Below are 18,739 nucleotides of genomic sequence, written 5' to 3' on the forward strand. Positions count from 1 at the left end.
TCTTATATTTTATATGAAGACTAGTTAACGGTTACCTTAATCACATTCTGAACAGCAGGAACAGGATAGAAAGTTCCTACTTTGGAAATAACCTTATTTTCACTTTGCGGAGTTCCTCCGAATAAGGCCTGATGATTTCCCGCTCCCGGATATTGGTCAATACCCGTCCCGGAATCAAATAATGAGGTTTTTGAGCTTAGGTCTCCCTTAGTATTGGCATCAATGCTCTGTTCATTGGCATAGAACCAGTCATTGGAGAAACCAAACATGGTTGCATAGGCAATTTTATCGCCAGGTTCAGCATTAAAGTTAGTGGTTACCTTACTTCCGGGAGTTACAGGAGCATTTCCTGCAATATATACTCCTTTAACATTCGGTAAAGATTTTAAACTGTTTTGAAGCTTGGCTACATTTCCAAACTGTGCAATATCTTTCAGTCCCATTCCACTGTCTAATTTGCCTAATTCATAAATTGGATTTTTATCACCACGATAAACAACCACCAAGGCAGGAGAAAGCCCTGTCATAATTCCTGTATTGGCATTCAGTTTCGTCATCATTTTACTGATATTTCCCATTTGAGCAATATCTGTGATTTCAGGATTGGATAAAGCGTTAGGTGTAAAAAACGGAGCACTGTTCAGCAGCTGAGATCCATTGTAGTTGGAAACTGCCCATACACCGGGAGAAAAAGGAGTTTCATTGGCTGTTCCGCCAGAGGTATTGGTAATGGTCAGGGTAAATTCTGAAGTTACGTCATTGTAAGTAAGGTTAAGCTTCATAAGTTGTGAAGCATTGACATTAGGAACCTGCATAATGGGTTTGCTTTCAACCTGTCCTGTGATGTCATCTTTGCTTCCGTTATCCCACAATCGGACACTTGAAGAAACATCTCCGGTAATAGCATTTCCATTGGAGTCAAACAATTTGATGCCCGGCTGCTGGGACGCGAAAAACCAGTCTTTTGAAGCTCCGTACATCGTTGCAAACATTAAAGCCTGTGTTTTTCCTGCACTGAATTTAACAGAAACAGATTGTCCGGGTAAAATAATAGGAGGCGTTCCTGTTCCCTGAAAACTTCCGCTTTCTACAAAATCTTTGGGAGTTACAACGTTTTCAAAAGTAATGGATCTTTGAAAACCCATGTCCATCATCATGTCGTTATTAGAATCACTGCATGAAGTTAAGGAAAACGCAGCTAGAGTAGCTGCAGCTAAAACTGATGTTCTGAAAATAAACTTGTTCATAAAAGTAAATTTTTATAGTTATAATTGATATCTGTAACTATAGTCGGCTACTTTTTGAGATCCTGACAAAAAATATTTTCTTATTTCAATTTTTTTTAAATGTATCGTTTTGAGAGGGAAAAGTAAAGCGGTCTATATCCCCTTTTTCCCATCCAGAATCATCAGAATCATTTTTGCCTTTCTGTTCTCTCTTGTTTCCGGTTTCTTGGCTTCTTCAATCCAACGGATGTATTCCTTTTTGTGAGTATAGCTCATCTTGTCAAATAAAGTTTTTGCTTCCGGATTTTTATTAAAAACAGAAGCGATATCATCAGCAATTTCAACCACTCTTTCCTCCTTGTCTTCAGTAAGAACAACAGAGACTTCATCCCCGAAAGTTTTATCCAACAGTTTTCTTACTTCCTGAGTCAGTCCTAAAATATGACAGTCGGATTTCATTTTGACAAGGTTTCCACGGTATTCAATCTTATCATCAAATAGGGCTTTAATTTTTACCTGTCCTTTTGTATGAAACAATTCCTCTGTAGAAAATGGAAATTCTACGAATGCAGCATTCATTTCTCCGTTCTGCTGAATAATGGCTATGAATTCAATAGGGTTAAGCTTCATGATGAAATATTTTAATAATCAAAAATAAAAAAACCGTGAAAGTAAATTTCACGGTTTTCAAAAATAGATCCAATAAGATTATTTTTTGTTTATTTTCTTAGGGGTTGTCGTAGTCCCTGAGTTTTTAGTTTTTGTATCAGCCGGAGTGTTTGCATCTCTTACAAGCTTCAATTCGTCAACTAATCTTCTTGCACCAGCATATTTATCGATTGTCCAAAGAACGAAACGAACGTCTACGTTGATGGTTTTCTGCCATTCAGGCTCGAATACGATATCTCCGCTTAATGCTTCACTGTTTCCATCAAAAGCAATACCGATAAGGTTACCGTCTCCGTCAATTACCGGAGAACCAGAGTTACCACCAGTAATATCGTTGTTAGAAAGGAAGTTTACAGGCATATAACCTGCAGCATCAGCATACTGACCGAAATCTTTAAGGTTGTAAAGATCAATCACTCTTTGAGGAAGATCAAATTCTTCATCACCTTTCTTGTATTTTCCAACAAGACCAGTCATATCTGTATAATAGTTATCCGTAATACCGAAATAATTTCTGTCATTTCTGATAGGCAATTTATCTACCGTACCGTAAGTTAATCTCATTGTAGAGTTAGCATCCGGGTAGAATTTCTTCTCAGGCATAGCTTTCATTAAACCAGCTAGGAACAGACGGTTATTTTTCGCAAAATTATCATCTATTTTTACAAATCTTTCCATGCTTATTTTTTGATCAGCAACAATTCCGTTAGCTGCTTTCCAAAGTGGATCAGCATCAAGTTTCAATGCATCCGGGTTCAATAAGAAGTTTGTTGCAGAAGTCTTATTAGCGAAGATTGAAGAATACGCTAAGTTAGAAACAGTCTTAGCATCCAAACCTAAAATAGTAGCAGAAGCAACGTCTGGGTTTTTAACTCTTGCCTGGTAAAGACTTGTCATAGCTGCAAGCATTTCTCCTTCCAAAGATGGATTGAAGTTTTCATAAGCAGCTTTGATAGCAGCTTCTGTTTTAGCTTTCATCGCTAATCTTCCCTGCATATCCTGAGCAGCATACGCTTTAAGAACAGATCCTACCTGAGCAGCAAGGGTAATATATTTGGCATTTCTTGTAAACTGAGTAGCATAGTTTCTTTCAACATTTCTTTCAGAAACTTGCTTATAGTATATTCCAATATCTTCTAAAACGCCATTGTATTGGTCGTTTCCAGGCATTGCAGCCCACTTATTATAAGTTTCTTCGATCTTTTGCTTGTCAGAAATCGTTCCGTTTTTCTCTACTGCATCGATAGTTCCTTGTCTGTTTTTCCAGTAGTTAGCTACAGAAGCATATTGAGAAGCATAGTTAAGTTGAGTCGCTTTATCTTTGTCCATGTATTTTTTCATTACATCCATAGCCAATTTAGAAGCTTCAACCCATGCCGGGTAATCTTTAGTTACCATCTGCTGAATTCCGTAAGAAGTCAGGTAACGGTTTGTTCTTCCAGGATATCCTAAGATCATTGAGAAGTCACCAGGCTTAATTCCTTTAAGAGAAACCGGAAGGAAGTGCTTAGGTTTCAAAGGAGTGTTGCTTGGAGAATATTCAGCAGGGTTTCCTGCAGCATCAGCATACACTCTGAAAACGGTAAAGTCAGCAGTGTGTCTTGGCCATTCCCAGTTGTCTGTGTCTCCTCCGAATTTTCCTAATGATGAAGGTGGAGCACCTACTAATCTGATATCTTTATAATCCTGATATACGAAATAATAGAATTCATTTCCATTGAAGAAATCTCTTACTACTACAGTATATTTCCCGTTTTCAGAGTTTTCAGTCTGGATTGCTTTAGTTTCAGCATCAATCACAGCTTTTCTCTCTGCTCCGGTCATATTGTTGTTTAGTTTAGAATTGATTCTTTGCGTAGCATCATCCATTCTCACTAAAAATCTTACATAAAGATCCTTTGCATTGAATTCGTCTTTCTGTTTCATTGCCCAGAAACCGTTCTTCAAATAATCTTTTTCTGGTGTAGAAGCCGCAGCAACAGCACCGTAACCACAGTGGTGGTTGGTAAATATAAGTCCTTTATCCGAAACAATTTCACCTGTACAGAAACCACCGAAACTTACGATAGCATCTTTTAAGCTTGAATTGTTCACAGAATAAATTTCTTCAGGCGTAAGATGTAGACCCTCTTTTTGCATATCAACACCGTTAAGTCTTTTGATGAGCATTAGCAGCCACATCCCCTCATCCGCCCTCATCTGAGCAAAGCCCAGTAAGAAAGTGAATAGTAGAAATAGTCTTTTCATTTTATAAAATAATTTTTGTGTCGCTAATTTACTAATTTTTACGAGATTCTGTCCCGGAATGGTATGAAAATGGGATGATAATCCGCATGAAAAAGATACTATTACCACTTTTTACAATTTTACTTTTGGGTGTTGTTTTGAATTGCTCTGCAATGCCGGATAAAAATCCTGCCCTCCAAAGACAATGGATGCTGGTTTCACTGGATGGTTTTTCAAGGGATCAACTGATCGCCAATAAAGCCGAAATGAATCTTACAGGCAATATGATGAAGGGTAAAATTCAGGCAAATGCTTACATGGGCTGTAACCGGATGTCTTTTGTTTCTGAATTTAAAAAAGGAGGAAAAGTAAAGATTTCAAAAGGAATAAGTACAATGAAAGCCTGTCAGGATATGAATCTTGAAAGCTCTTTTCAGAGAAAGATTGAGACCATGACTCATTATTCTATTGAAGGGCATTTTCTTACCTTATCCGACGATCATGGAAATTCAATGAAATTTGTAGCTGCTGATTGGGATTAATAATACCATTCTCCAATATAAAAAGTCCGCCTTGTAGCGGACTTCTTTGTTTGAAAAATCTAGTTTGGTTATCAGCTTTTTGAGGTTACCAGTTTTTGAGAGTCATTAGTTTTTGGGAATTGTTTTTTTTATTTCTTCCAGAGTTGCTGTGTTGGGCAGCCCGGTAACTGTCGTTTTTGTGTTCCTAGAATTTATACTATTGTGATATGCCTGTCTGTTTGGGATGGTTTTTTTAATATCTTCAAGACTTGCTGTATTGGGGAGAAGCTTTCCTGAATTGTCTGCAGCTGCTTTGGGCTTGGATTCCTGTTTTTTGACTTCCAACCCCTGATCAGAAGCTAAACCTGTACTTCCTGCATTTTTTTCAATTCTTTCCTTAGCGGCCTGAATTTGGGCAGCCTGTTGTTCTTTTGCCTGTTTTACAACCAGTGCCTGATCTTCTTCTACAGGAGCCGTTTTTTTACTTTCCTGAGCATAAATAAAAGTGCTTAGAAATAATAATGGGATAATATATGCTATTTTCATGACGGTTTATTTTATGTTGACTAATACTTGAATTTTTCCAATCTCTTTTTGGTCATAATCCTGAAGTGCTTTTCCGATGACCTGGCCAATTTTTACCTTTTTGAGATTGGCTTTCATGGCAACTCCCGCTTTAGATGAAGTCACCAGGAGATCCCCTCTTTTTATGTTTCCGTTCTCAAGGCATACTTTGGTTGGAATGACACCAATGACACCCATTGGCGCTTTATTGGAAATATCAATATCGATATGTTCTTCTGTAAGCAATACACCAGGTTTAGTAGCATACACTCCGGCAACAAGAGTAGAGTAGGGAGTTGATGATTTTTCAACCGTTCTGTCTGCTTTTGTTGAGATAACCAGAATATCACCAGGCTCATATTCCGAAATGTTTCCGTTGACATCAAAAGCTTCAGCAACGTCAGCACCACTGTTTTGGGTACCGCCGTTGAAAAATCCTTTTCCTGTATTATCGATACGGGCAACATTTACGGTTCCCGGGTTTCCTGATTTAAACAAAGCCAAAGATCCTGCACTATGAGTTTCTACGGTAAGGGCTGCATTGGTATTAGATGTATTAAAATTCACAAATCTTGCGGCTCGTCCATTACTGAAATTAGGAACCCATGCAAAAATGGCACTTCCTGTCCCATCTACAGTGGTTTCAACTCCATCTCCGCCATTTGAGGCATTGGCTGTGATACCATTTCCATTTCCGTCAGCAATAGCAACTAATGCCGGGCCATTTCCGGCAGGATTGCTTGCATGAAATAACCCTGCAAATCCTCCAGTTCCGGAAGATACTCCATAGATTCCGGCTGTTCCAAAATTGGCGAATTGGGAATTGACTTCTCCTTTTACCGCAGGAGATGTTCCGGTAACTTTGTCTACTTTAAAATTTCCACCAATACCGTTTCCTACAGTTGTTACTGTGATCACATCGCTGGTGTTGGATTCATTAAAAATATTAAATCGTCCCGCACGTCCGGTGGCAAAAGAAGGAACCCATGCATAAAGAGCATTTCCGGCACCATCAATATTGGTTTCTACACCGTTACCATCTTTTCCTGCATTGGCGGTGATGGCATTTCCGTTCCCATCAGTCAGAGCAATCAATGAAGCTCCGTTTCCGGCAGGGTTTGATGCATAAAATAAACCGGCACGTCCTCCGGTTCCTGAAGAAACTCCAAATACAGCGGCTGCACCAAAATTCCCGAAAATAGTATTTACTTCTCCTCTTACTGCTGCCCCCACACTATTCGTATTGTCAACAATAAAAGAGGCTGCATTTCCTTGAGTATTATCCGGAATATTTCCGTTTCCATTCGTTTCTACCTCAAAAGTATTCCCTGTTGTATTGGTTTGATTGAAATTTTCAAATCGTCCCGCACGGCCGGTACTGTTATTTAAACCTACCTGTCCGTATACACCGATACCAGTTCCTGATGTATTAGTAGCCACAAATCCTCTCACACCATATCCACCTCCATCATTACGGCCCACAACCGCTCCGGCAATATCACTGGTGGTTCTTCCCACAACCGCTTCACCTGCTCCGGTATTGTCTCCTATAATCCCTGCAGATGACTGGGAAGAGGTGATCCCATGAGCCCCGAATCCTCCTGCGGTAGAACTTAGTATTCCCGCTCCAGTACCTGTGGTAGAAACATTAATAACGGTTCCGTTCCCTACAGTAGATGCGGTAAGAACACTATTGGCATTGGCATTGTTGACGATAGAAATATTGGCAGCAATACCATTGTTACTGGTGGCATTTAAACCCGTTCCTGTATTACTGTTTGCATAAACACCATATCCGTTTCCACTGGAATTTCCGTAGACTCCCAAGCCATTTGGAGTAACACCATATACGCCCCAGCCGCTTCCGGCCTGGCTTCCCCATACTCCAATTCCCAGTCCGCCGGTTCCGTTATTGATACCACGTACTGCTGAAGAAAATCCTCCGGGGGCTGTATTGCTTACAATTCCTCTTACAGCAGCAATACTGGATGTGGTTGTGCTGTTAACTCCTTCCACTGAAGTTCCATCACCATCATTGATTAATGAAAATAAAGTGGAAGCATTATTTACCGTATTGGAGTAGGGAATCGTAAAGCTTCCTCCGCTCACTCCGGCAGATTTAGCATACAAAGCATAAGGTACGCTTAGTAACTGGCTGGTTCCTACTATGGTATAGTTGGTTCCGCCCGCTGGATCTGTTTCTGTTTTTAAATAATAGCTTGCTGAAGACCAGTCGATTGTAGCGAATGTTCCGGTAAGGATTGTTCCTGTTCCTATTTCGAGACTAACAAGTCCGTTGGCATTGGTATTTCCGGTAAGTCTTTCAGAATAAACGGCAGCTCCGGCAGGAGATCCCTGTAGTATGCTTACTTTCACGGCAATTCCTTGATTGGCTAAGAGTTGTCCGGAACCGTTTCTCATGACAGCTTGGTAGCTCATTTTTTCCGGAGCCTGGGACAGTCCCATAAAGAAACCTGTCAGGATCCAAAACACTGATAATATTTTTTTCATGGCGTTTTATTTTTTAATGATTTTAAAAGTTTTGATATTTTCTCCATTTTGAGTAATCCTGATAATGTACATAGCAGAAGGAAGTGAGGAGAAATTAAGCTCAGATTTTGATTGTGAGATCTTATCTTTTTTTACCAGTTTGCCCTGGGCATCGAATAACTGGTATTCTGACCCTTTAAAACTATTTGACGTAAAATCTAAATACAAATAATCTCTGAAAGGATTAGGATAGAGCAAAATGCCATTCTGTTCAGAAGGATTTTCAATAGTGGTAAGGGTGATAATTTCGTAAGGCTGCTGAACGCCTTCCAGAACTTGTCCTGTTCCTTTTTCCAGATAGGTGGTCTGACCTACACTGTACGAAACAAAACCATTAACTGCTGATGCATCCAATCCCGTTGCCAAAACTACAGCCTGAGCGTGCAGTATGGGGATGGAAAATACAGACAGAATAATACAATAAATAGATATTCTTTCCATGGATAACAGTTTTGGTGATTAATAGATATGTGTTTTTCTTGGGGAATTTGGGAAGACTAAATTACCACCTCTCTCAATCAATTGGAAAGAAAATAGACCAACGGCAGAAATAATCGACCAATGGCATTTTGTGAATTATGGTTAGGTTTTTTTAAGGATTGAAAAAAGAAAGATTATCCTTGTAAGTGCGACCAATAGGGAGTTTTATGTGATGTGCAAGCTCTATTTCATGACAACTTTTTCCCCGGATAAGATGGCGTGGGACAGCGTAGCTTCTGTGTATTCTGACAAAAGAATCAAAAAAATTTTTTTGCAGAAGATTTCCCAAAGAATTTAAAATACAGTGATTTTTTTCAAGAGTGATAATTCTTGTATAATCTTTCAGAGCTTCCAGATAGAGAATATCTTTCATTTTAATCTGATGAATATGGCCTCCTTCTTTTATTTTGATGCAGTTTTCTCCCACCATAGCATCATAACATTCACATTTTTCCTTTACTTCAAAAAAATCAAAAAGCTTTTCCATAGAATAATGAAAGCGTTCTGCGGTAAGAGGTTTGGTGATAAAATCTAAAGTACTGATCTCAAAAGCTCCGGCCGCCAGCTCAGGATGTGAGCTTACGAAAATGCACGCAGGAATCTTATGGGCTAATGTGCGGAGTTCAAGACCACTCATGCCCTTTAAATTAGTTTCAGTAATCAGGAGATCGGCAGGAAGGTCAAGATAGGGAACCGCCTTTTCTGCAGAGTCGAAAGTGGCAACAATTTCAATGTTTTGATATTGCCTGATATAATGCTGAAGAACCAGCCTGTCCAGTTCATCATCATCAATAATCATACATCTAATATGGGTAATCATGATATTCCGGAGATTAGTTTTTTAATTTAAATATTTAAAAATCAGAATTTTATTATATAAAGTTATTGATTTTTTATATATCATTCATCGGTAAACTTAAATTTATATTAAAATATGTTATTAAATAAAAATTGATTTTGTTTTTTTTCTGAAAAATATTAACTTGTAAAAATCATAAACATAGACAGAACTTAATGTTAGAAAAGAAAGAACATAACTATGAGAAAGCAGTCTTGGTGGGTGTTATTACACAGAATCAGGATGAAGAAAAACTGACGGAGTATTTAGATGAACTGGAGTTTTTAGCTTTCACAGCAGGAGCAACCGTACAAAAACGTTTTACCCAAAAACTAACTCAGCCGGATTCCAAAACCTTTATCGGAAGCGGAAAAGCTATTGAGATAAAAGAATATGTAAAAGAAAATGAGATCGGAACCGTAATTTTCGATGATGAACTCTCTCCTTCACAGCTTAAAAACCTGGAAAGAGATATGGAAGTTAAGATCCTGGACCGTACCAATCTTATTCTTGATATTTTTGCCCAAAGAGCACAGACTTCTTATGCAAGAACTCAGGTGGAACTGGCACAATATCAGTATCTTTTACCACGACTGACAAGAATGTGGACCCACCTTGAGCGTCAGAAAGGAGGTATTGGGATGAGAGGTCCCGGTGAAACGGAAATTGAAACTGACCGTCGTATTATCCGTGACAGAATTACCTTGTTGAAAGAGAAACTGAAGACGATTGACAAGCAGATGGCTACTCAGCGTAACAACCGTGGAAAAGTGGTTCGTGCGGCTTTGGTAGGATATACCAACGTAGGGAAATCTACTTTGATGAATTCTATTTCAAAATCTGAGGTTTTTGCGGAAAATAAACTATTTGCAACCCTTGATACCACAGTAAGAAAAGTGGTGATTGGAAATCTTCCGTTTTTGTTGACAGATACAGTAGGATTCATCAGAAAACTACCTACTCAGCTTGTAGAATCATTCAAATCTACTTTGGATGAGGTTCGTGAAGCTGATCTTTTGATTCATGTGGTGGATATTTCTCACGAAAGCTTTGAAGATCACATAGAATCTGTAAATCATATCCTGATGGAGATCAATGCACATCAGAAACCAATGATTATGATTTTCAACAAAATTGATGATTTCAGCTATGAGAAAAAGGATGAAGATGATCTTACACCTACTACCCGTAAAAATATTTCTCTGGAAGAATGGAAAAAAACATGGATGGCAAAATCTAAGTATCCAACGGTTTTCATCTCTGCATTAACGAAGGAAAACTTCCCGGAAATGAAGAAAATGATTTATGATGAGGTGATGAAAATTCATATTTCCAGATTCCCATACAACGATTTCCTTTTCGAATATTTCGATAACGACGAAGAAGAAAGCAACAATTAATGAAATACCACCTTTTTCTTTTATTTATCCTGTTTTCGGTTTTTGGATTCAGCCAGAAATCCAAAATTGATTTAAAAGCTATTGAGAAAAGTCTCAGGACTTCCGATTCTCCGTACAATTACGACAAGCTTATTTTCAAATTTAAAGGATATCCTAAATCTCTGGACAGTATAGAATCTCAATATCTGTACTACGGAAGAAATTTTAGAAACGATAAAATAAGTACATCAGATGATAGTTTTAAAAGTCTGGTAGAAGCTTTTAAACAAAACAATTTTGCTGATTGCATCAAGCAGGGAAAAGCTTTGTATGATAAAGATCCTACCAATCTGGATGTGCTGCTGATTCTTCTCAGGGCTTATGATTCTGTAAAGGATGGAAATAACTTTATCCATCATCTGAATCAATTCCGTACACTTACTGAAGGGATAAGAAGTTCGGGAGACGGAAAGTCAGAAAAAACAGCCTATGTCGTCAATTCTGTAGGAGATGAATACATTCTGCTGAATATTCTGAATATAGGACAGGACTACACAAGAAGTTCAAAAGCTTCTAAAGATGCCATGTTTGACATCTGGGAAAAGGATGGGAATCAAATTTATATCAAAATACTCTATTTGGAACTAACCAATTAATCTTAAAATAAAAACACTTAGTGGAATTATATTATTCATTTTCAGCATTAATCGTATTAGCATCAATATTTGCCTATCTTAACTATAGGTTTTTAAAACTTCCAAGTACTATCGGAATTATGGTGATCGCCATTGTAGTATCAATTTTTCTGGTACTGTTTGGAGAAACGGTTCTTCCGAGAACTTTCGGACATCTTCACAACCTTATGAATGGTATCGATTTCACGGAGGTGTTGATGGGTGCTATGCTTAATTTTCTACTCTTTGCAGGGGGAATCCATATTAATATTAATGACCTGAAAGAACAGTTCAGACCTGTAGTGATATTTTCCACAGTAGGTGTTGTAATTTCTACTTTTGTGGTAGGATTCGGAATGTTTTATCTGCTTCCTTATGTAGGGGTAAAACTTCCTTTTATCTATTGTCTTGTTTTTGGAGCCTTGATTTCACCTACCGATCCGGTAGCAGTTCTGAGTGTACTGAAACAAGCTAAGGTATCCAAATCACTGGAAACAAAAGTAGCTGGAGAGTCTCTTTTCAATGACGGTATGGCAGTTGTGGTGTTTACAGTTATTTTACAACTGGCGATTGGAAAAGAAGTGGATCTGAGTGTTGAAACAATCGGATTGCTTCTGCTTAAAGAAGCCGGGGGAGGACTTTTACTTGGAGTGCTGTTAGGATGGGTTACTTCAAGATTGATGCGTGAAGTGGATGATTATATTATTTCCGTATTAGTAACACTTTCTGTTGTCATGGGAGGGTATCTTATTGCCCGTCAAATGCATATTTCCGGTCCATTGACGATGGTTGCTGCAGGATTGTTTATGGGGAATTTCAACAGAAGTTTCAAAATGAAATCAGTTACTCAGGACTATCTGATTAAATTCTGGGAATTGATTGATGAAATCCTGAACGCGGTATTATTCCTGTTCATCGGATTTGAACTTTTGATGATTAAAGATCTCAGACATTTCATGATTCCGGGTGTAGTTGCCATTGTGGTCGTTCTGTTTGCAAGATTTATTTCTATCTGGGGGCCTACAAAATTTACTTCCCTGAGAAGAAGTTTCAGTCCGCAGACGGTAAAAGTTCTGGTTTGGGGAGGAATTCGGGGAGGAGTTTCCATTGCCCTGGCGATGTCTATTCCTAAAAGTGAATACAGTGAAATTATTTTAAGTATTACCTATTGCGTTGTCGTATTCTCCATCATTGTTCAGGGGCTTACCATTGCTAAGGTGGCGAATCCTAATAAGATTGCCAAAGAAGAGGAGGAGCAGGAAAATATTGCTGTAGAAGAAAACGCTTAAATTGTCATATGAGCATCATTAAAGAAATACAGGAAGCACTTGCTGTTTTATCCATTCCTGAAAAGGCGGAATTTTTTCCAAGATTCTTCAAAACAGGAAAAGGTGAATATGGCGAAGGCGACTTGTTTCTGGGAGTGAAAGTTCCGGATCAACGTTCTGTGGCCAAAGAATATTATTCGAAAATAGATTTAAAAGAACTCAGTACATTACTTTCTTCAAAATACCACGAGCACAGGCTGACAGCTCTTTTTATGCTGATTTCAAAGTTTGAGAAAACAAAAGATAAATTAGTAAAAGAAGAAGTGGTCGCTTTTTACCTGAACCATCTTCCTTATGTGAACAACTGGGATCTGGTAGATTCTACCTGTTATAAGATTTTAGGAAGGTATGTTTTTGAAAATCAGAAAGAAAGTCTTCTTGTAGAGCTTTCGAAATCTGAGGAAATGTGGCATAAGAGAATTGCTGTAGTGGGAACTATGCACTATATAAAAAAGGGTTCATTTGATCTGACCAAAGAATTTGTTATCAGAAATCTGAAACATCCTCATGATTTGATGCACAAAGCAAACGGTTGGTTGCTAAGGGAAATGGGAAATAAAAATGAAGGTGAGCTGATCAGCTTTCTGAATTTATATTACAAAGAAATGCCGAGAACCTGTCTTCGGTATGCTATTGAAAAACTGGATGAAGATCTTCGTCAGGATTATCTTAAAGGACGAGTTTAAAAAATAATATACGGAAATAGTACCGTATTTTCCCCCAAAAAAGTACCGGGAAACAGCTATTTATGCCCAAAAAATCAAAGATTATAAGGATTTAAGGTCAGAATTGAGTAATTTTGTGCTTTTAAACCTAATCATGAAAAATTTTCTCAGATTATTTCTTCTATGTATTCCTTTGCTGTTCCTGACAAGCTGTTTTGATATTCTTGATAAAGTGAATATAAAAGCTGACGGAACAGGAGAATATACCATTATTCTTAATGCCAGCAAGAGCAAAACAAGACTTGCCTCTATCTCAAAGATGGAAACCATCAACGGAAAAAAAGTTCCTAAAAAGGCAGAAATTGAAAATAAAATCAATGAAGCTGCCAAAATCTTTAAAGCAACACCAGGAATCAGTAATGTGAAAACATCTATGGATTTTGATAATTACATCATCAAGCTGAGCTGTAATTTCAAAAAAATTGAAAACATTAATGCAGGTCTTGAAAAACTGAAAACCCAGAAAATATTGGGTAAAATGGTTCCAACTCAGGTTTACAGCCAAAATCTTGAGAAAAAGACCTTGACAAGGAATAAGGCCAATACTTTCAAGGCTGATTATGACAAGATGAGTAAGGGTGATAAAGAAGTTTTTAACGATGCTCGGTATACTTCCATCATGCAGTTTGAAAATCCGGTGAAATCACAATCGAATACTGCTTACGTGCTTTCTCCCAACAAAAAGGCTCTTAAACTGGAAGCAGATATCCTGGATTTAATCCTTCAGAAAAAACAAATACAAAACACCATTCTTTTTCAATAAATTTCTAAACTATAGTCATGAAATCTATCTTTTTAAAAACGCAAACAATTATTTTCGTTCTCTTTGGCTTTACATTGATTTTAGCCCAAAACAGCATGAAAATTCCTTCCGATGCCGTATTTTATATGGAAGTTAACGGAAAACAGCTTAATAATAAAATCAACTGGAATAAACTGAATCCATTGCTGCATGAGCTCAGCAAAAAGAGCAAAGAAAATCTTTCATGGACAGATTATTCCAAAACAGGAATCAAATACGATGCTGTTCAATACCATTATGCAAGTTTTAATGACTCTATTAAAGCCTATAATACCCATTTTATCATTGATAATAAGGAAAAGTTTCAGGAGTTCATTAACTCTGTGAAGAAAAAAGGCCAGGAGGTTTCCAGCAGAAAGAACTATTCTTATGTAGATATCAACGATGATATTTTTGTAGCGTGGAACGGAAGCCGTGCTGTTCTTAGCATGATCAGCTATACAAAACCTTATAAGGATCTTTGGGCAGAGGAAGCAGTTGCAGACAGTACTGCTGTTGCAGTGGTTGATTCCGCTTATGCAGAGCCGGGAGATACAGTGTATACAGAAGAACCGGAAAAACCTTTTGATTATAAAGAAGAAATCAAAAGTCTGAAGGATGATATCAAGTATCTGAAAGAAAGTATAAAAGATAACAACAACGAGATTGCAAGAATTCAGAAGGATATCAAATATCTGGAGAAACATCATAAATATCCTGCAGAGAAAGAAACTGCTGAAAATTCTGAAAACGGAGAAGAAATGCCTGAAGATGCTTATGATGAGGAAGAAGAAAAAGCTTTTCAGAAAGAACAGGATTCTATCCGCAGAGAAAACTTCAGGGTTGTTAAAAAGAACGCAGAAGATCGTTTTGACCAATATTTCAGTTCAAATTTAGAAATTGAAGTGCCTAAAGAAATGCTGGCATTCAGAGATGCCAATTCCGATGTTTTTGTCTACACAGATTATGGAAGAATTGTAAACGAAGGAATCTACGGAAAGATGACGAAGTATTACGGCTACGGACAGTTTTTCAAAGACATGTACAATTCCAACTATGCATACAATCTGTACTTTGATAAAGATAAAGTAAGACTGGTTAATAATTATCAGCACAAAAATGCTGACATTCAAAAGAATATTTCTGCCATTTATAAAGGGAAGAAAAACAAAAAACTGCTGGAGCTGATCAATGAGAAAAGTGTTGGCTACTATGCCATGAATGTGAATGGAGCAAAATGCTTTGATATGATGTACAGTCTTCTTCAGAATTCCGGAGAAAACGAGTACAAAAAAGAAATGGAGCTGATCATGGAAACCATGAAAATTGTACTGGATGAAGAAGCGATTACCAAAATTGCCCCTGGAAACGGAATCTTTGTTTTGAATGAATTGAAATCCAAAACCGTAGAATATACCGATTATGAATATGATGCAGATTTTAATGAAAAAGAAGTAAAGAAAACCAAAGAAATTGCTGTTCCTAACTTCACTTTCGCTTTTGCAACAGAGAATGAAGGGTATTGGAACCGTATTTTTGATTTGCTGACAACCAACAAAAAACTGTCCAAGAGATTTTCTAAAAAAGGAAACCTTTACACCTTTAAAGAAGAGAAAAACGGAGGATATGTAGATCAGTTGTTTTTTACTGTAAAAGATGGAGTAGTATACCTGATGAGTGCTGCAGATAATAATTTACCGGTAAGCCAATCTGATATTTCCAGAAAATGGGCCAAAGACTCCGCTAAATATCCATTGTCCGGCAGACTGGATATCCAGAAGCTTTTAACAGGATTAGATAAAGAATTCAAAAGTCCGAAAGAAAGAAAAACATTAGAGGCGATCAAAAAAAATGTAGGAGAGCTGTATTATAAAACTGAAGTAAAAGGAGAAAGTATCCAGACTGAGATGAACTATAACATCAAAGATTCTTCAGAAAACAGCTTAATGTATTTCTTTGATATATTCGATCAGGTTTTTAAAGCTAAAGAAACAGAAAAGAAGCCTCAAATTTTATAGATGAAGAAAAAGAAGATTATTGTCCCGTTATTTTTATTGCTTGCTGTTGCAGTATATTTTGTAGCTTTTCACAAAGATAAAAGCCTTCAATATATTCCTGATAATACAGATGCAGTGGTCTTAATTGACACGAAGAAATTAACGGGACAATACCTCTTCAGTTTGGCAACCCATCCCTCAAAATGGTCCGGAAGCAAAGCAAAGAGTAAAACCTCCGGTTCACTGAAAGATGCAGGAATCAGAATTCCGGATTTTCTGCAGATATTCCACGTTAAAGACACTAAATTTTCAGAATGGTACAGCGTTTTAGAACTTAAAGATTCGCAAAAATTCATCACCTATTTAAAGGAGCAAAACTTTGTTGCCAAAGGAAATAACCGTTTTCAGAAGGAACAGTTTTTCTTTATGATAGATGGAAATTATTGTATTGCAGGAACTTCAGATCATGCTTTTGAAACCCTTCAAAAAAAGCTTCTTCAGAATTCTGTACACCATGTTTGGGAGGCAGACCGTTTTATTCAAAATACATTGGGAAGTATTTCATTCATTTCGGGAGGGAAAATTCATAACTTTTCTATCGACTTAAATGATGATGAAATTGAGATTAAAAATAACTCAGATCTTCAGACTTTTAATACAATTGCTTCAAAGCTTCAGAAAGGAAATCAATTTCTGGAACTGGAGTTAGACAAAGAAAACATCAAAAACTTTACCCGTTTTTTTAATAAGAGTGTAGCAGATTCCTCACAGGCTGTTTCCTTAAAAGCCACTGCAAATCTCGAGCAGGTTAATGATACCATTATCAGTTATGAATATGATGATAATTTCAATGAAGTTGAAAAGAAGACTTTCCAAAAAATTACCCAACCGAATTATACCATTGATATTGTAAGTAATGATCCCGAAAAGACCTGGGAATACTTTCAGTCTAAAAAGTGGATCAATGAAGAAAATCAATTCACGGCAATTCCTTTTCAGCCCAATGAAATCAAAAGGGATAATAAAGGGGTTATCATAAAGTCAACCCGAAAATCCGTATCATTATCTCCCCAGCTCAAAGAAAATTACCTGCTGATCAGAAATAATGCTTTGCTGTATTTTTCTTTGAAAACATTGAGTAACACTGAGAAAAAGATCATTTCTGATATCGATTACGTGTTGTATGGGAACAAGGCTCAGAATTATTGGCTAAAAATAAAAGCGAAGAAAGGAGAATTACCCTTAATTTTACGGTGGTAAGCATAGAACCCGAATAAAATTTTCATTAATGGCTCCATCAGACATCGCATTGCTCAAAACTTTTACTCATTATTTTTTACATCTCGTTTTTCCGGTTTTTATTGCATTGGTTTTTTATCGTAAAAATTGGAAAAAGGCATATTTTATTCTTCTTGCTACCATGCTGGTAGATCTGGATCATCTTTTTGCCAATCCTATTTTTGATCCGTCAAGGGGAAGCATAGGTTTTCATTTTTTACATTCTTATTATGCCATTGCGGTGTATTTTTTGCTGCTGTTCTTTAAAGGAAATATAAGGATTATAGGAATTGGGCTTCTGTTTCATATGTTCACGGATTATCAGGACTTTAACTTCTGGCCTCATTAAAATATCATTAATATTTTCTTTTAATATTGAAATTATTATAGATTTTTTGTATTTTGTAGTCAAGATATGAGACTAAAAGAACTTTTACATTATACCTATATTTTTCCTATTCTGGCGGTAGGATACTACTTTTCCGGATTGATGGGAAGTGGTGTTCTTTACGATATTCTTGCCGGTATTTTATTAATCGGAAGCGTTTTATCAGCAGTGCATCATGCTGAAGTTGTGGCTCATAAAGTAGGAGAGCCTTTCGGAACCATTATCCTGGCACTTTGTATCACCATTATTGAAGTGGCGCTTATCATCTCGCTGATGGTTGCCGGCGGAGATCAGGCGATCACGCTGGCCAGAGATACTGTTTTTGCTGCTGTAATGCTTATTCTCAACGGAATTCTGGGAATATGTATTTTAGTAGGTGGCGTTAAATATCATGAACAGTTCTTTGCAAGAACTTCAGCAACTACTTATCTGGTGAGTATTGTTTCCATTCTGGTACTTACCCTTGTTCTTCCCAATTTTACTTCGAGTGTCAACGGACCATTCTATAACGAAGCTCAGCTTATTTTTATATCCATCGCATGTCTTGCCATTTATGGGGTTTTCCTGATGGTGCAGACTGTGCGTCACAGAAGTTATTTTATTGTTCCTGATGAGCATCCTGAAGAGCATTATATACCTTCATTACCCAAAACACTTATCAGCTTTGTCTTTCTGGTGATTTGCCTTGTGATTGTTGTACTGATGGCCAAAGGATTGTCTGATACAATAGAGGGAATGGTGCAAAGTCTTGGAGCTCCAAAATCTCTGGTTGGGGTAATTATTGCTGCTGTAGTTCTTCTTCCTGAAGGCGTTGCAGCGATCCGTGCAGCAAGAGCCAATCAAATTCAGTCCAGTTTGAATCTGGCATTGGGTTCAGCTCTGGCAAGTATCGGTCTCACTATTCCTGCGGTTTCAGCGGTATGCATTATGTATGATATCCCACTGGTATTAGGATTGGATAAAAAAGACATTATTCTGCTTTCTTTATCCGTATTTATTGTGATGCTCTCTTTAAGTCGTGGAAAAACAAATATCCTGTACGGGACTGTTCTGTTGGTGAATCTGGCAGCCTATATCTTTACGGTAATCGTTCCTTAAGAAGAAAAGTACAAAAT

The 18,739-nt window shown here is 37.4% G+C and carries 17 protein-coding genes; 10 read left to right on the forward strand and 7 right to left on the reverse strand.

Annotation, left to right across the window (positions count from 1 at the left end; genetic code table 11):
- Positions 1 to 20: 20 nt before the first annotated feature.
- The 3 genes from NK356_RS00390 to NK356_RS00400 all read right to left on the reverse strand — a co-directional run bounded on the left by NK356_RS00390 (position 21) and on the right by NK356_RS00400 (position 4,142).
- Positions 21 to 1,247, reverse strand: coding sequence for a spondin domain-containing protein (locus NK356_RS00390; protein WP_253315917.1), 1,227 nt, complete (start codon positions 1,245 to 1,247; stop codon positions 21 to 23).
- Between the two features lie 132 nt (positions 1,248 to 1,379).
- Positions 1,380 to 1,856, reverse strand: a complete 477-nt coding sequence (locus tag NK356_RS00395) for a YdeI/OmpD-associated family protein (protein ID WP_253315918.1) — start codon at positions 1,854 to 1,856, stop codon at positions 1,380 to 1,382.
- A 78-nt stretch (positions 1,857 to 1,934) separates the two neighbouring features.
- Positions 1,935 to 4,142 carry a S46 family peptidase gene (locus tag NK356_RS00400; RefSeq protein WP_051934175.1) on the reverse strand — a complete coding sequence of 736 codons (2,208 nt, stop codon included), beginning with the start codon at positions 4,140 to 4,142 and terminating at the stop codon, positions 1,935 to 1,937.
- An 86-nt stretch (positions 4,143 to 4,228) separates the two neighbouring features.
- On the opposite strand from NK356_RS00400, the gene NK356_RS00405 reads away from it, so the two are divergent.
- Positions 4,229 to 4,663: an META domain-containing protein gene (locus tag NK356_RS00405; RefSeq protein ID WP_253315919.1), complete on the forward strand. Its 435-nt coding sequence runs from the start codon at positions 4,229 to 4,231 to the stop codon at positions 4,661 to 4,663.
- 105 nt (positions 4,664 to 4,768) lie between these two features.
- On the opposite strand, the gene NK356_RS00410 is transcribed toward NK356_RS00405, so the two are convergent.
- The 4 genes from NK356_RS00410 to NK356_RS00425 form a co-directional block, all read right to left on the reverse strand.
- Entirely contained in the window at positions 4,769 to 5,188 is a 420-nt protein-coding gene (locus tag NK356_RS00410; RefSeq protein ID WP_034691899.1) for a hypothetical protein, read from the reverse strand.
- A gap of 6 nt (positions 5,189 to 5,194) precedes the next feature.
- On the reverse strand, positions 5,195 to 7,717 hold the full coding sequence (locus NK356_RS00415) for a collagen-like protein (RefSeq protein ID WP_253315920.1): 2,523 nt from the start codon (positions 7,715 to 7,717) through the stop codon (positions 5,195 to 5,197).
- A gap of 6 nt (positions 7,718 to 7,723) precedes the next feature.
- Positions 7,724 to 8,197, reverse strand: a complete 474-nt coding sequence (locus tag NK356_RS00420) for a T9SS type A sorting domain-containing protein (protein WP_034691891.1) — start codon at positions 8,195 to 8,197, stop codon at positions 7,724 to 7,726.
- A gap of 151 nt (positions 8,198 to 8,348) precedes the next feature.
- Positions 8,349 to 9,056 carry a LytTR family DNA-binding domain-containing protein gene (locus NK356_RS00425; protein WP_253315921.1) on the reverse strand — a complete coding sequence of 236 codons (708 nt, stop codon included), beginning with the start codon at positions 9,054 to 9,056 and terminating at the stop codon, positions 8,349 to 8,351.
- 194 nt (positions 9,057 to 9,250) lie between these two features.
- On the opposite strand from NK356_RS00425, the gene hflX reads away from it, so the two are divergent.
- The 9 genes from hflX to NK356_RS00470 all read left to right on the forward strand — a co-directional run bounded on the left by hflX (position 9,251) and on the right by NK356_RS00470 (position 18,722).
- A complete protein-coding gene (gene hflX, locus NK356_RS00430) occupies positions 9,251 to 10,474 on the forward strand; it encodes a GTPase HflX (protein WP_253315922.1) in 1,224 nt (407 codons plus the stop codon).
- Positions 10,474 to 11,109 (forward strand): DUF4919 domain-containing protein, encoded by a 636-nt coding sequence (locus NK356_RS00435; RefSeq protein WP_034691880.1) that lies wholly within the window; start codon positions 10,474 to 10,476, stop codon positions 11,107 to 11,109. Before hflX ends, NK356_RS00435 begins: the two co-directional genes overlap by 1 nt.
- A 20-nt stretch (positions 11,110 to 11,129) precedes the next feature.
- Positions 11,130 to 12,416: a sodium:proton antiporter gene (locus NK356_RS00440; RefSeq protein WP_034691877.1), complete on the forward strand. Its 1,287-nt coding sequence runs from the start codon at positions 11,130 to 11,132 to the stop codon at positions 12,414 to 12,416.
- A gap of 8 nt (positions 12,417 to 12,424) precedes the next feature.
- Positions 12,425 to 13,141 (forward strand): DNA alkylation repair protein, encoded by a 717-nt coding sequence (locus tag NK356_RS00445; protein WP_253315923.1) that lies wholly within the window; start codon positions 12,425 to 12,427, stop codon positions 13,139 to 13,141.
- 133 nt (positions 13,142 to 13,274) lie between these two features.
- A complete protein-coding gene (locus NK356_RS00450) occupies positions 13,275 to 13,943 on the forward strand; it encodes a hypothetical protein (protein ID WP_253315924.1) in 669 nt (222 codons plus the stop codon).
- A gap of 17 nt (positions 13,944 to 13,960) precedes the next feature.
- Positions 13,961 to 15,979 carry a hypothetical protein gene (locus tag NK356_RS00455; RefSeq protein ID WP_253315925.1) on the forward strand — a complete coding sequence of 673 codons (2,019 nt, stop codon included), beginning with the start codon at positions 13,961 to 13,963 and terminating at the stop codon, positions 15,977 to 15,979.
- On the forward strand, positions 15,980 to 17,218 hold the full coding sequence (locus tag NK356_RS00460; protein ID WP_253315926.1) for a hypothetical protein: 1,239 nt from the start codon (positions 15,980 to 15,982) through the stop codon (positions 17,216 to 17,218). It abuts the gene before it with no gap.
- A 28-nt stretch (positions 17,219 to 17,246) separates the two neighbouring features.
- Positions 17,247 to 17,585, forward strand: a complete 339-nt coding sequence (locus tag NK356_RS00465) for a DUF6122 family protein (protein ID WP_034691863.1) — start codon at positions 17,247 to 17,249, stop codon at positions 17,583 to 17,585.
- A gap of 66 nt (positions 17,586 to 17,651) precedes the next feature.
- On the forward strand, positions 17,652 to 18,722 hold the full coding sequence (locus NK356_RS00470; protein WP_034691860.1) for a calcium:proton antiporter: 1,071 nt from the start codon (positions 17,652 to 17,654) through the stop codon (positions 18,720 to 18,722).
- Positions 18,723 to 18,739: the final 17 nt, after the last annotated feature.

This window comes from Chryseobacterium sp. S0630 (assembly GCF_024158915.1).
Classification (GTDB): Bacteria; Bacteroidota; Bacteroidia; order Flavobacteriales; family Weeksellaceae; genus Chryseobacterium.

Bases quoted from the DNA above. Each gene is read 5' to 3' on its own strand.
- NK356_RS00390 (WP_253315917.1), bottom strand. From the start codon at position 1,247: ATGAACAAGTTTATTTTCAGAACATCAGTTTTAGCTGCAGCTACTCTA.
- NK356_RS00395 (WP_253315918.1), bottom strand. From the start codon at position 1,856: ATGAAGCTTAACCCTATTGAATTCATAGCCATTATTCAGCAGAACGGA.
- NK356_RS00400 (WP_051934175.1), bottom strand. From the start codon at position 4,142: ATGAAAAGACTATTTCTACTATTCACTTTCTTACTGGGCTTTGCTCAG.
- NK356_RS00405 (WP_253315919.1), top strand. From the start codon at position 4,229: ATGAAAAAGATACTATTACCACTTTTTACAATTTTACTTTTGGGTGTT.
- NK356_RS00410 (WP_034691899.1), bottom strand. From the start codon at position 5,188: ATGAAAATAGCATATATTATCCCATTATTATTTCTAAGCACTTTTATT.
- NK356_RS00415 (WP_253315920.1), bottom strand. From the start codon at position 7,717: ATGAAAAAAATATTATCAGTGTTTTGGATCCTGACAGGTTTCTTTATG.
- NK356_RS00420 (WP_034691891.1), bottom strand. From the start codon at position 8,197: ATGGAAAGAATATCTATTTATTGTATTATTCTGTCTGTATTTTCCATC.
- NK356_RS00425 (WP_253315921.1), bottom strand. From the start codon at position 9,056: ATGATTACCCATATTAGATGTATGATTATTGATGATGATGAACTGGAC.
- hflX (WP_253315922.1), top strand. From the start codon at position 9,251: ATGTTAGAAAAGAAAGAACATAACTATGAGAAAGCAGTCTTGGTGGGT.
- NK356_RS00435 (WP_034691880.1), top strand. From the start codon at position 10,474: ATGAAATACCACCTTTTTCTTTTATTTATCCTGTTTTCGGTTTTTGGA.
- NK356_RS00445 (WP_253315923.1), top strand. From the start codon at position 12,425: ATGAGCATCATTAAAGAAATACAGGAAGCACTTGCTGTTTTATCCATT.
- NK356_RS00450 (WP_253315924.1), top strand. From the start codon at position 13,275: ATGAAAAATTTTCTCAGATTATTTCTTCTATGTATTCCTTTGCTGTTC.
- NK356_RS00455 (WP_253315925.1), top strand. From the start codon at position 13,961: ATGAAATCTATCTTTTTAAAAACGCAAACAATTATTTTCGTTCTCTTT.
- NK356_RS00460 (WP_253315926.1), top strand. From the start codon at position 15,980: ATGAAGAAAAAGAAGATTATTGTCCCGTTATTTTTATTGCTTGCTGTT.
- NK356_RS00465 (WP_034691863.1), top strand. From the start codon at position 17,247: ATGGCTCCATCAGACATCGCATTGCTCAAAACTTTTACTCATTATTTT.
- NK356_RS00470 (WP_034691860.1), top strand. From the start codon at position 17,652: ATGAGACTAAAAGAACTTTTACATTATACCTATATTTTTCCTATTCTG.